At 59.8% G+C, this 9,745-nt stretch carries 18 protein-coding genes; 14 read left to right on the top strand and 4 right to left on the bottom strand.

The annotated features are described in order from the left end of the window. Positions 1 to 35: 35 nt before the first annotated feature. The 5 genes from VNC39_RS01515 (at position 36) to VNC39_RS01495 (ending at position 4,686) form a co-directional block, all read left to right on the top strand. The gene (locus tag VNC39_RS01515) at positions 36 to 908 is read left to right on the top strand and encodes a DUF2303 family protein (protein ID WP_325395478.1); all 873 of its coding nucleotides are present in this window, start codon (positions 36 to 38) and stop codon (positions 906 to 908) included. A gap of 13 nt (positions 909 to 921) precedes the next feature. Beyond that, complete coding sequence (locus VNC39_RS01510) at positions 922 to 2,340, top strand: ParB/RepB/Spo0J family partition protein (RefSeq protein ID WP_325395476.1); 1,419 nt, start codon at positions 922 to 924, stop codon at positions 2,338 to 2,340. Beyond that, positions 2,340 to 3,182 carry a DNA adenine methylase gene (locus tag VNC39_RS01505; protein ID WP_325395474.1) on the top strand — a complete coding sequence of 281 codons (843 nt, stop codon included), beginning with the start codon at positions 2,340 to 2,342 and terminating at the stop codon, positions 3,180 to 3,182. Before VNC39_RS01510 ends, VNC39_RS01505 begins: the two co-directional genes overlap by 1 nt. Before the next feature lie 51 nt (positions 3,183 to 3,233). Continuing rightward, complete coding sequence (locus tag VNC39_RS01500; RefSeq protein ID WP_325395472.1) at positions 3,234 to 3,371, top strand: hypothetical protein; 138 nt, start codon at positions 3,234 to 3,236, stop codon at positions 3,369 to 3,371. A 181-nt stretch (positions 3,372 to 3,552) separates the two neighbouring features. Next, positions 3,553 to 4,686 carry a tyrosine-type recombinase/integrase gene (locus VNC39_RS01495; protein ID WP_325395470.1) on the top strand — a complete coding sequence of 378 codons (1,134 nt, stop codon included), beginning with the start codon at positions 3,553 to 3,555 and terminating at the stop codon, positions 4,684 to 4,686. Between the two features lie 110 nt (positions 4,687 to 4,796). Here the strand turns inward: VNC39_RS01495 and VNC39_RS01490 are convergent, their stop codons facing one another. The 3 genes from VNC39_RS01490 to VNC39_RS01480 all read right to left on the bottom strand — a co-directional run bounded on the left by VNC39_RS01490 (position 4,797) and on the right by VNC39_RS01480 (position 5,743). Beyond that, positions 4,797 to 5,081: a hypothetical protein gene (locus tag VNC39_RS01490; protein WP_325395468.1), complete on the bottom strand. Its 285-nt coding sequence runs from the start codon at positions 5,079 to 5,081 to the stop codon at positions 4,797 to 4,799. 228 nt (positions 5,082 to 5,309) lie between these two features. Next, positions 5,310 to 5,504, bottom strand: a complete 195-nt coding sequence (locus tag VNC39_RS01485) for a DUF2283 domain-containing protein (protein ID WP_325395467.1) — start codon at positions 5,502 to 5,504, stop codon at positions 5,310 to 5,312. Next, positions 5,501 to 5,743: a DUF4258 domain-containing protein gene (locus VNC39_RS01480; RefSeq protein WP_325395466.1), complete on the bottom strand. Its 243-nt coding sequence runs from the start codon at positions 5,741 to 5,743 to the stop codon at positions 5,501 to 5,503. Before VNC39_RS01480 ends, VNC39_RS01485 begins: the two co-directional genes overlap by 4 nt. A gap of 72 nt (positions 5,744 to 5,815) precedes the next feature. Here VNC39_RS01480 and VNC39_RS01475 point away from each other — a divergent pair, with 72 nt between their 5' ends. Genes VNC39_RS01475 through VNC39_RS01435 form a run of 9 tightly spaced genes read left to right on the top strand, consistent with a single transcriptional unit; the run spans position 5,816 to position 8,681 of the window. After that, positions 5,816 to 6,409 carry a hypothetical protein gene (locus tag VNC39_RS01475; RefSeq protein WP_325395465.1) on the top strand — a complete coding sequence of 198 codons (594 nt, stop codon included), beginning with the start codon at positions 5,816 to 5,818 and terminating at the stop codon, positions 6,407 to 6,409. Next, positions 6,406 to 6,615 (top strand): hypothetical protein, encoded by a 210-nt coding sequence (locus VNC39_RS01470; protein ID WP_325395463.1) that lies wholly within the window; start codon positions 6,406 to 6,408, stop codon positions 6,613 to 6,615. Before VNC39_RS01475 ends, VNC39_RS01470 begins: the two co-directional genes overlap by 4 nt. Further along, positions 6,612 to 6,965: a hypothetical protein gene (locus tag VNC39_RS01465; protein WP_325395462.1), complete on the top strand. Its 354-nt coding sequence runs from the start codon at positions 6,612 to 6,614 to the stop codon at positions 6,963 to 6,965. The genes VNC39_RS01470 and VNC39_RS01465 overlap by 4 nt, the downstream gene beginning before the upstream one ends. Then, entirely contained in the window at positions 6,962 to 7,336 is a 375-nt protein-coding gene (locus VNC39_RS01460; RefSeq protein ID WP_325395460.1) for a hypothetical protein, read from the top strand. Before VNC39_RS01465 ends, VNC39_RS01460 begins: the two co-directional genes overlap by 4 nt. Then, on the top strand, positions 7,333 to 7,512 hold the full coding sequence (locus VNC39_RS01455; protein ID WP_325395458.1) for a hypothetical protein: 180 nt from the start codon (positions 7,333 to 7,335) through the stop codon (positions 7,510 to 7,512). The genes VNC39_RS01460 and VNC39_RS01455 overlap by 4 nt, the downstream gene beginning before the upstream one ends. Continuing rightward, positions 7,509 to 7,781 carry a hypothetical protein gene (locus VNC39_RS01450; RefSeq protein WP_325395456.1) on the top strand — a complete coding sequence of 91 codons (273 nt, stop codon included), beginning with the start codon at positions 7,509 to 7,511 and terminating at the stop codon, positions 7,779 to 7,781. Before VNC39_RS01455 ends, VNC39_RS01450 begins: the two co-directional genes overlap by 4 nt. After that, complete coding sequence (locus VNC39_RS01445; protein ID WP_325395454.1) at positions 7,778 to 8,080, top strand: hypothetical protein; 303 nt, start codon at positions 7,778 to 7,780, stop codon at positions 8,078 to 8,080. The genes VNC39_RS01450 and VNC39_RS01445 overlap by 4 nt, the downstream gene beginning before the upstream one ends. Beyond that, positions 8,077 to 8,277 (top strand): hypothetical protein, encoded by a 201-nt coding sequence (locus VNC39_RS01440; protein ID WP_325395452.1) that lies wholly within the window; start codon positions 8,077 to 8,079, stop codon positions 8,275 to 8,277. The genes VNC39_RS01445 and VNC39_RS01440 overlap by 4 nt, the downstream gene beginning before the upstream one ends. Continuing rightward, positions 8,274 to 8,681, top strand: coding sequence for a hypothetical protein (locus VNC39_RS01435; protein WP_325395450.1), 408 nt, complete (start codon positions 8,274 to 8,276; stop codon positions 8,679 to 8,681). Before VNC39_RS01440 ends, VNC39_RS01435 begins: the two co-directional genes overlap by 4 nt. Before the next feature lie 40 nt (positions 8,682 to 8,721). On the opposite strand, the gene VNC39_RS01430 is transcribed toward VNC39_RS01435, so the two are convergent. After that, the gene (locus VNC39_RS01430) at positions 8,722 to 9,534 is read right to left on the bottom strand and encodes a DNA adenine methylase (RefSeq protein ID WP_325395448.1); all 813 of its coding nucleotides are present in this window, start codon (positions 9,532 to 9,534) and stop codon (positions 8,722 to 8,724) included. Positions 9,535 to 9,745 lie beyond the last annotated feature (211 nt).

Genomic DNA, 9,745 nt, shown 5'->3' with positions numbered 1-9,745 from the left:
CATCCCTTCTTCCACATTAACAGCCGAGGATTTTTATGACCGACAAGCAAGACGTACAGGCGATTATTGAGGTCGCCCAGGATGCCCTGAAACCGATCCAGGTTGAGGTGACAGATGCCAACCTGCTGTTCATTCCCGGCACGGAAAACCGCAAACCCGAGATCATAAATCTCGATCTCGTCCGGCCGCCCGCGACACCGCGCCGCAAGGCCGGCAGCATCACGGTATTCAACATCGAATCCCTGAACAGCTTCATCTACCACAACAAGGATGCCGGCAACACCAACGTCTATCTTGACGCCAATATCCTGAAGCCACGGATGGTGGCGATCCTCAACGACAATGGCGATGCCGGGCCAGGCCACCGTGACTTCAAGGTCTATGTTGAGTTTCGCGAAACCCCTGAATGGACCAAGTGGCACAAGATCGACGGCACCATGTTGCCGCAGGACGCCTTCGCCGAATTCATCGAAGAAAATCTGCAGGATATTTACAATCCCCCGGGCGCCGAGATGCTTGAGATCGTCACCTATCTGCAGGCGACGCGCGCCGTCGATTTCAAGTCGGCGCTGAACCTGTCGAGCGGACAGGTTCAGTTCACGAACATCGAGAGCGTTGATGCCAAAGTCGGCCCCGGCCAGATCGCGATTCCCACGGAGTTCACGCTGCAGATCGCGCCGATCCAGGGCTCGCCCCGTTTCAAAATCCCGGCGCGTTTCCGCTACCGCCTAACCGACGGCAAACTGAAGCTCGGCTTCAAGCTGCTACGCATCGAGGATGTAATGACGGAAATCCTGGATAAGGCGGTGGCGGACATCGTCCGCGGCGGCGATCCTGCGTCCGACCTTCCGACCGGCACCGTCAATGTGATCGACGGCTGGCCGTTCCCCCACGCCAATCAAGCCTGAAAGGACCACCCTCATGGCTGCTGTTCCCAAGCTGACCGAAGAGGTGATCCAGGCGATCTGCGCGCGCAAGCGCGCAGATCCAGCCATCACACAAGACATGCTGGCGGCGGAATTCAACCTGAACCGCACCAGCATCAAGAAAGCGCTCGTCATGCTGAATGTCCCCGCCGTCGCTGCTGCCAATGACACCGGCATAAGCCTGGTCGATTATGATCTGATCGACCGTTCCAGCCTGAACCCGCGCAAGACGTTCGACCAGACCGAACTCGAGGAGCTGGCCGAGAGCATCGCCGTGAACGGCCTGTTGCAGAATCTCGTGGTTCGCGCTGGGCCAGAGGGCCGCTATATCCTTGTGGCGGGCGAGCGCCGGTATCGCGCAATCGGCCTGCTAATAGACCAAGCCCGTTGGGGCCAGCCCCTTCCCTGCCGCGTGATCGAGGCAGATGACGGCACGCACCTTGCACTGGCTTTGCTGGAAAACCTGCAGCGACAGGACGTGGCGCCGCTCGAGGAAGCCGATGCCTTCGTGCAGCTGCAGCGGATCGACCCCAAAACCTGGACCGCCCAGGCGATCGCCATGAAGATCGGCCGCACGCCGCGCTATGTGTACCAGCGCCTGGCATTGGCTAACAAGCTCGCGCCGGCCGCACGCGAGGCTCTGACCTCTGGCAAGATAACCATTGAGGCGGCGCGGCTGCTGACCACCGCGCCTGCTGACATCCAGGTCGATATCCTCGACCGCGCGACGGACGATTATGATGAGTCGGGAAAGATCTCTGTCGAGGATATCACGTACGAACTGCGCGGCACGCTGATCGACGTAGAAGACGCGCTGTTCGATGTCGAGGCGTCTGCCCTCGAGCTGGTCGAGATTGAGGGCAGCAGATACTTTGCCGACCGCAAGGCGGCGATCGCGCTGCAGATGGAAGCAGTACAGGCCAAAGCCAAAGCCTTGAAAAAAAAGTGGGCTTTCGTGACGGTGTTGGAGCCTGGCGAGCGCTTCAACTCATGGGAGTATCTGACGGGCCAGACCAAAGCGAATGGCGCTGGCGCGTTCATCGTCATCAACAAGTCGTCTTATGACGTCACGATCCATGAGGGGCTTCTGACGAAGCCCAAGGAAGATCCAAAAAGATTCGACACTTCCGACTATAAGGCCAAGCAGAAAGCAGCGCAGCTTGAACGCGCGGAGAGGGCCAACGCCGAGATTGCACGTTTCCACGCGCTGACCCCCAAACTGCCGACCGACTATCCCCCTAACGAAGAGCGCCAGGAAGGGCAGAAATTTTGCTTCGACGGCTGCAAATTCCGTCAGCTCCTCAACTACTCGGCGCCGGCCGAGTTCCATGTGTGCACAAACCCCAACTCGCCGCGCGCAGCCATGCTCACGCATGAAGAGCAGGGCGGCAATGGCTGCTTCGAGGTGTCGTGATGGGCGTGTCGACAGCTCATAGGCAATTCGGCAGTAAGGCACGCGTTGCTGAAGAACTTCTGCCTTTTCTTCCCATGGACGCGGCCGTGTGGGTGGAGGGTTTTGCTGGAACAGCGGCCATGACACTGGCAAAGCCTCCGCATCCAGCCGAACATCTAAACGATGCGAACGGCGACGTGGTCAATCTCTTCCGTGTTTTGCGCGATGATGATGAATTGGCAAAATTATGTCGCATGGTCGAGATGACCCCATACGCGCAGGAAGAGTTCATCACATGCAGAGACCTCGTCTGGTCCAGCGACGCCGATCAGGCGCCAGATCCCACTCTTCGTGCATGGCAATTTCTGGTCGCGTCCTGGATGAGCTTCGGCGGCAAGCAACATCGGCGTGCCAGCTGGCGACTTGATAAAGGACGCTCGTCGCTCAGCACCACTTGGATCGGCATTCCAGATCGGTTGGTGTCCGTCGCGCAACGGCTTCGCCGCTGCCATATCCATCGGCGACACATCATCAATCTGGTCGCCGCCTTCGCCGATCAAGCCGAGGCTCTGCTGTTCCTCGACCCCCCCTATCCGCGTCATACGCTGAACGGCCACGAGACTATGTATGCGGTCAATATGACCGATGAGGAGCATCAGGAACTCGCCAGGGCCCTCAGAGATGTGCGGTGTCGCGTCCTGATCACAATGGCACGAGGTACTGTCTATTCCGACATCCTGCGCGACTGGCACCACGCCAATTATAGTGTGCGCAGCCTGACCAATAGTCTCCAGACCGAGGTCGCCATCAGCAATTATCCGCCGCCACACAGAGCGCGAAGCCTTCTTAGGAAAGTCTCTTGATGATGCCAGCCAATGTTGAACTTTGATTACGGAAGCGCAGAAGGCTTTGGCATGATCGACAAGGAACCTCACACGCCTTCTGACAGCCCGATGTTCGGGGGAACCAGCGAGATGATTCTGGGCGCCCTGGCCATCGCCACCCTGGTCGCAGTTGCGGTCTCCATGGTCCTCACGGCGCTCAGCTCATGACCGACGAACTGCTCACCCTTGCCCAGGTGTGCGAGCGGCTGAAAGGCAAGATCGGCAAGACAAAGCTTGTCGCCCACATCAAGGCTGTGCCACGTTTCGCCGGCGGTCCGACATACCGCAGGATTGGCGCCAAATATCTGTTCACCGAGGCTGATATCGCCCGGATCGTGGAGAGTCTCGCATGCCCGGATCAACAGGCATCAAAGCCGTCAAGCGCCCTGGCACGTCCGTCTTCTATGCCCGCGGCACCGTCCGCGGACAGCGAGTTTACGAAAGCACTGGCACTGCTGACCCCGAGCAAGCCAAAGCCTATTGCGCGCTCCGCGAGGCCGAGCTCTGGCAAAGTAGTGTCTTTGGCACCAAGGCTGCGGTCCCCTTCCCACGCGCCGTAACCGCCTTCATTCAGGCGCATCAGCCGTCCGAACCCGATCAGAAGCGCCTCAAGGCATTGCTGCTGCATTTCAAGACCACGACACTCGACAAGATCGACCAGGAAGCGCTCGACCGTGCCTACCAGGTACTGCTGCCGGCGAACGCGTCCAACGCCAACAAATTGCGCACCGTGCTCGCCCCGCTGCGCGCCGTGCTCAACCATGCCGCCAAGCGCAAATGGTGCGACGTCCCGAAATTCGACATCCCCGTCCAGCCGCCTTCTCGTGTGGCCTTCCTACGCCCCGACCAGGCGACGTCGCTGATCCAGCATGCGGCGCCGCATCTGCGCCCGCTGCTGGCCTTCTGCCTATTCACCGGGGCACGCCTTTCCGAGGCGCTCGAGCTGCAGTGGGAGGACGTTGATCTATTCGCTGGCCGCGTTGTGTTCCGCGATACCAAGAACGGCCGTGAACGCCATTACGACCTGCCGCCGGCGGCGATCGCCAGCTTGAGCGCGATTCCGCACCGCTGCGGCAATGTGTTTTTGACCCGAGAAGTCCGCAACAAGGCTGGCAGGGTAGTGATCAAGGCCGCTGCCTATCACAACAATGACCGCCAGGCCGGCGGGCAGATCAAGACCGGCTGGGCGATCGCCTGCCGCCATGCCGGCCTGCCCGGCCAGTGGGTTGAGTACAAGCACCGCGTCACAGGAAAACCGAAGCGCCGCTGGACCTCTGAATTCACCCCGCACGACATGCGCCACACCTGGGCCACCTGGCATTATTGCCTGCACAAGGACCTGCTGCTGCTGCGCAACGAAGGCGGCTGGCAGAGCGTCGACCAGGTCGAGATCTACGCGCACAAAATGCCGGATGCCTACCGGCCACAGATCGAAGCGTTCCTCGCCGGCACGCCGGCCGGGCCGGTTCGGAAAGAGGCATAGACGCCCGGGTAGTCTTTTTGTTCGTGGGATTCGCGTGCAGAGACGCAATGTGAAAGAAAAGTTTTAAAAAGTTTTTTGCTACTTTTTGCTCACAAAAAGTAGCTCGGGGATTAGGAGGATTCAGGAGGGCCGCTGATCGCGATCTGGTGCCCGGGTTCAGCAGCCACATCGATGTAAGGCGCCGGAAGATCGCGCCGAGACGGCAGCGCATCGGCAGGCACGGGGCCATCCATAATGCGGACAGTTGGCGAAATGCCGAGAGGTAAATTGTTGTAGTAGGTCTGCCGCAAGCGCTCGATTGCGGCTTCCTCTTCAAGCCATACTTCGACCGTGATGCACCTGGCCGTCTCGTCAGAAACTCGCGCGCCGATTACGCCCGGCTGGCAGAGGGTCATGTTCCTGACGTCCGTAAGAGTTACCATGTCGGCTCCGGGCAGTTGTGGGACTCGATTCAGCTAAGCGAGGCGACGGCAGATAGTGCGGCTGCAGTCATGGACTATCGCTGTGGCATTGTGACGTTGGCAGCGGGACAACCTTTCGGCTTGCTGTGCGTAGCCACCCCTCGATTCGGTGAGCAGGGCCGGATTATCTCCTACCGGCTTCCGTCGCCTCACTTAGCGGAATCAGGCAGCGGCAGCCGGCGTACCAGCGGACCGAGCGCGCACGCCCAACACCTCGATACCGATGACGGAGCCCTTAGCGTCAACGTCCAGGATCACGCCCGGTTCAATCTCGCGGGTCTCTGCAACCGGCGTTCCCTTTGGCGCGATCTGCACATAGAGGGCGTCCGCTTCGGGGTCGTAGTTGGTCGAGATCATAGCTTCATTCCTCTATCAAAAAACGCCGTGATCACCAGAATATCGGCACCATCCGGGCGATGAACAACCCGGAGAATACGCCCATCAGCCTCAGAAATCTTCCGATAAGAACGGGTCAGGCTCGGGTCGCGCGGGTCAACGGCGCGGGAGTCCGGGGCCTCGATCGCGCTCACAACCCATGCCAGGGCGATGCCCCGGTCGGCAATCATTTCTTCGGCATGGGTGGTGAGCTTGATCATGATTGCAATCTATCATCTGTTATGTCATTCTGTCAACATGACAACAGGTGCGAGATAGTGCGACTAGGATACATGAACGAAGCGCCGGGTTTGCCAAGCCTCAAAGAGCAGAAGGAGGCGCTGCGCGGCGCGGGCATCGATGACTTTAGCGACGAAGGCCCCGTGTGGTGTGACCGTGCCCAGAAGCGGCGAAAGTCTGGCGCCGAACCTCGGCCCGATCTGGCCGAGGCGTTGCGCGCCATGCGACCGGGCGATGAGCTTGCCGTGGCATCGCCGGCAGTCCTGGGCGGTTCGCGTGGTGCGGTCTTCGAGGTGCTGCAGGCCATCGGCAGGCGCGAGGGCGCGGTGTTCGATGCCAGCACAGGGCAGGCCATACCGTGGAGCCCTGAGGCGCTGGCTGTGGTGGATTTCTGCAACCGGGCCGAGACACTGACCCGCAGCTTTGCGCTGGCCAAGGCGCGCGTCCGGCGGGCTGAAACCGGCCGCCTGGGCGGCACGCCTACGAAGCTCACGGGGAAGGCCAAGGAGGCCGCGCTGGCGATCTGGCTGGACCCGGCGCTGACCGGCAATGCCGCCGCGGCGAAGATCGGGATCAGCCCGTCCACGGCCTATCGGAAGCTCGGGCCGCGCGATCAACCTATTTTTGGTAGAAAGGCAAAATCATGAGCGAAATTCTAGATGGTTTGCGCGAGACTGTCATGACCGACGAGGAAAACGATATTAGCCGATCCCTAAAGCGCGACATCACTGCCGTGCTTGAGTATGTCGATCATATGGAAACCTATCTTGCCGGCGCCGGCCTGCTTGATCACTTCAAGCAGGTTTGGGCCGAAGGGCAGGCGATGAAAAAAGGAAGGCAGTCCACACCATGAGCGGCATCCCGACCATAATCGAGCGCGCGGCGCGGGCTGCGGTTGCCGAGATCGAACGCGACGGGGACTGCTTCATTGCAGGCCCGACTGGCGACAGCCTTACGCCTGACGATGACCTAACCGAGGTCGTTATCGACGGTCGCCTTAATCTTCGAAAGGTCATCCGCGCCGCCATCGATGCCTACCTCGCCGCGTCTGACAGCGTGCTGATGCCAAGGGAGTTGGATGATGCGGCCTATAAGCGCGCAGCAAAGATCACAGGACTTGATGAGGTGTCCATACGCCTGGCCAAGGCCGCGCTTGTCGCGGAGATTGACCGGCGCGCCCTGACAGACGGAGAAAACAATTGAGCCGAATGAAGCGCATACCGATCAAAGCCGCGAAGATTATTGCTGACGAATACGGCTATGACCAGGTGGTAGTGATCGCTCGCCGGGTTGGCGAAGCTCATGAGCCGCACGGCGAGCATGTGACAACCTACGGCAAGGATAAGGCCAACTGTTCCGTAGCGGCCAGGATGGGCGACTTCTTTAAGCACAAGTTGATGGGGTGGGCGGCACCAGAGGAAGAAATCAAAGTCCCGCAGCCCGGAGAGCGAGTGTACGAGTCCATGAAAGTCATGGCGCAATGCATGCTCGAAGCAACCGGGAAGCTGGATGTCGGCCTTCTATTCGCGACCGGGCTTGAGGCCCAAAAACATGAGAGGCAGTCCGTATCATGAGTGAAAGCGACAAGCGCCCAAAATCCATCTCCGTCCAGGCCGAAAGCCCGGATGGAACCAAGAAATGGTTTACCGGCTTCACTGCCGACGAATGGCGCAAAGATCGCGATGAATGCATAGCGCGCTTTGTGACTTGGGTTGATGCGATTATCCCTGACACAAAGGACATCACATGAGCATGACCCGCAAGCGTGCCCTAGATATCAATCGGCGCCTGTGCGCCGGCTATTTCGTTATCAACGGGCTCGGCTGCTTCACGATGCCTGACCTGAGCGACGTTTCACTGCAAGAAGCCGTCGAGGCGACCAAGATAATCGACGCAGATCCCGTGGTCGGCCGGGATGGGGGTGGAACCATAGTTACCTCGACGATCGCAATCGAACAGGTGCCCTATTACTTCGCTCGTATCATCGAGCGCCAGGTGACAAATGAGGTCCAGAATTGAGCATGACGCCCGAGGAAATGCATACCGAGGCGCTGCGCCTGGCAGAGGAAGCCTTCGATTGCGATTTTGATCTGGAGCGCTACAGCGAACCGACCAAATCAGAGCGTATAGCCAATGCCATCGCCGCCTATACGAAAGCGCTATATGGTACGGTGCTTCCGCCACAGATGGCGGTCGTAATGGCGCGCCGGCTGACGCCGGAGGAGATCGCCGAGTTCGAGCAGAGCTGGGTCGCCCGCGCACCGCAGAGGGAAGGTTGCAAGATAGTCATGCTCGATGAAAGGCAGTCCATACCATGAGCGAAACATCAACGAAACTCAGTTTCCCGTGCAACATGAGCGGAGAGCGCGAAACTCTCGTCGTCTCTCGCATAGGCCGCTTCGGCGTGACCTTCGCCTACAATGAGGATGCTTCTGTGATCGTGACGGGAGATGATCTTGTCCAGATACGCGATCTGCTGAACGAGGCTATCAAGGAGAGGCAGTCCACACCATGAGCATCGAGAGAGCCCGCTATATCGAGGTAGAGGCTGGCGTGCGCTACTGGGAGGGCTCCACTCTAAACGGTGAAGTTGACGAGGATGGCAACATACCTCGCCGCAAGAGAGATGCATGGTGCCCGGTCATCGAATTGGAAACGGGGCGCGTTATCGACTGGCCGCCCGGAACCACGGCGGATATTCACTATAAGGTCTGCGACGACGGCCGGTATTGGTTGCTTGATGCCTCTGGCGCAGGTCTGGCTAAGTGGAAGGGATATTATGTCCCTAACTCCATTCTGTGCGTCAACGATAACGGGTACGGCGACTATATCATCATGAAGATCGGCGGCGATGGGTTGGTGATCGGATGGAAGAAGCCGGACATTGATGCGGACCAGTGGGAGATGGTCGCCAAATGAGTTGTTGCAGAATCTGCAACAACCACCCAAGGGGACGCACTCACCCAAATAACGAGCCGCCGGCACCCTGATTGCTGATCAAGACCTCACCTGCCACGCTCTGGGCTTTGCCGTTGACCGAATAGCCCACCTCTACCGCGTCGATCGTGAAGGCGGCAAAGATCGCCCGAATCTCCGGCGTATCGTTGAGGGAGAGCAAGAAACGGCCTTTGATGCCCGCGAGGATCTCGGCCAGGCGCTGGAAATCCGCTGGCGCGAACACCCCTTCGCCATAATCGGTCTCGCAGCCCCAATACGGGGGATCCAGATAGAACAGGGTCGCGGGCCGGTCATAGGTCGCGATCAGCTCGTGATAGGGCAGGCGCTCGATGACGACGCCGGCGAGGCGCTCATGAACGTCTTCCAGCACTGCGGCGAGCCGGGTGATGTCAAACCGCGCCCCGCCGCTCAAGGTGACGCCAAAAGTGCGGCCGGCGATCTTTCCCCCGAAGGCGGTGCGCTGCAGATAGAGAAAGCGCGCAGCGCGCTCCAGATCCGTCAGCGTGTCGGGCGCCGCCAGGCGCAGCCGCTCGAACTCCGCTCGGCTCGTTAGCTGCCATTTCAGCATGTCGAGGAAGGCGACGTAATGGCGCTGCAGGATGCGAAACAGGGTCACGACGTCGGTGCTGATATCGTTGATCACCTCGATGTCCGCGCGCCACGGCCGGCGCAGAAAAATGCCACCCATGCCGATGAAGGGCTCGACATAGCATTCGTGGCGGATCTCCGAGAGACGCTGGATGACACGGGCGGCGAGCTTGCGTTTGCCGCCCAGATACGGGGCGACGGGCGTGGTGGCGCGAATTGACTCCATCAGAGTTTCCAGTCTTGTGACCCCGCCTCCGGCCGGAGGTGCGGGGCGGTTCATCCGTGCGAGTGCGAGCTCGCGGCTCAAGCTGTTGACGCAGCTTAGCCCCCGCGCTTTGGCGCGGGGGCAGACCAACGAAAATCGCATCCGTGCACCATGCGTGCAGGATCCGGGCGAAAATCGTCTAACAGATTGAATTGTCGGGAAAATTTAAGGG

The sequence above is a fragment of the Acidocella sp. genome (assembly GCF_035535915.1).
Taxonomy (GTDB): domain Bacteria; phylum Pseudomonadota; class Alphaproteobacteria; order Acetobacterales; family Acetobacteraceae; genus Acidocella.
This window is presented reverse-complemented; position numbering and strand designations above follow the sequence as displayed.

Excerpts from the sequence above, each read along its gene's own strand:
- VNC39_RS01515 (WP_325395478.1), top strand. The coding sequence starts at position 36 with ATGACCGACAAGCAAGACGTACAGGCGATTATTGAGGTCGCCCAGGAT.
- VNC39_RS01510 (WP_325395476.1), top strand. The coding sequence starts at position 922 with ATGGCTGCTGTTCCCAAGCTGACCGAAGAGGTGATCCAGGCGATCTGC.
- VNC39_RS01505 (WP_325395474.1), top strand. The coding sequence starts at position 2,340 with ATGGGCGTGTCGACAGCTCATAGGCAATTCGGCAGTAAGGCACGCGTT.
- VNC39_RS01500 (WP_325395472.1), top strand. The coding sequence starts at position 3,234 with ATGATCGACAAGGAACCTCACACGCCTTCTGACAGCCCGATGTTCGGG.
- VNC39_RS01495 (WP_325395470.1), top strand. The coding sequence starts at position 3,553 with ATGCCCGGATCAACAGGCATCAAAGCCGTCAAGCGCCCTGGCACGTCC.
- VNC39_RS01490 (WP_325395468.1), bottom strand. The coding sequence starts at position 5,081 with ATGACCCTCTGCCAGCCGGGCGTAATCGGCGCGCGAGTTTCTGACGAG.
- VNC39_RS01485 (WP_325395467.1), bottom strand. The coding sequence starts at position 5,504 with ATGATCTCGACCAACTACGACCCCGAAGCGGACGCCCTCTATGTGCAG.
- VNC39_RS01480 (WP_325395466.1), bottom strand. The coding sequence starts at position 5,743 with ATGATCAAGCTCACCACCCATGCCGAAGAAATGATTGCCGACCGGGGC.
- VNC39_RS01475 (WP_325395465.1), top strand. The coding sequence starts at position 5,816 with ATGAACGAAGCGCCGGGTTTGCCAAGCCTCAAAGAGCAGAAGGAGGCG.
- VNC39_RS01470 (WP_325395463.1), top strand. The coding sequence starts at position 6,406 with ATGAGCGAAATTCTAGATGGTTTGCGCGAGACTGTCATGACCGACGAG.
- VNC39_RS01465 (WP_325395462.1), top strand. The coding sequence starts at position 6,612 with ATGAGCGGCATCCCGACCATAATCGAGCGCGCGGCGCGGGCTGCGGTT.
- VNC39_RS01455 (WP_325395458.1), top strand. The coding sequence starts at position 7,333 with ATGAGTGAAAGCGACAAGCGCCCAAAATCCATCTCCGTCCAGGCCGAA.
- VNC39_RS01450 (WP_325395456.1), top strand. The coding sequence starts at position 7,509 with ATGAGCATGACCCGCAAGCGTGCCCTAGATATCAATCGGCGCCTGTGC.
- VNC39_RS01440 (WP_325395452.1), top strand. The coding sequence starts at position 8,077 with ATGAGCGAAACATCAACGAAACTCAGTTTCCCGTGCAACATGAGCGGA.
- VNC39_RS01435 (WP_325395450.1), top strand. The coding sequence starts at position 8,274 with ATGAGCATCGAGAGAGCCCGCTATATCGAGGTAGAGGCTGGCGTGCGC.
- VNC39_RS01430 (WP_325395448.1), bottom strand. The coding sequence starts at position 9,534 with ATGGAGTCAATTCGCGCCACCACGCCCGTCGCCCCGTATCTGGGCGGC.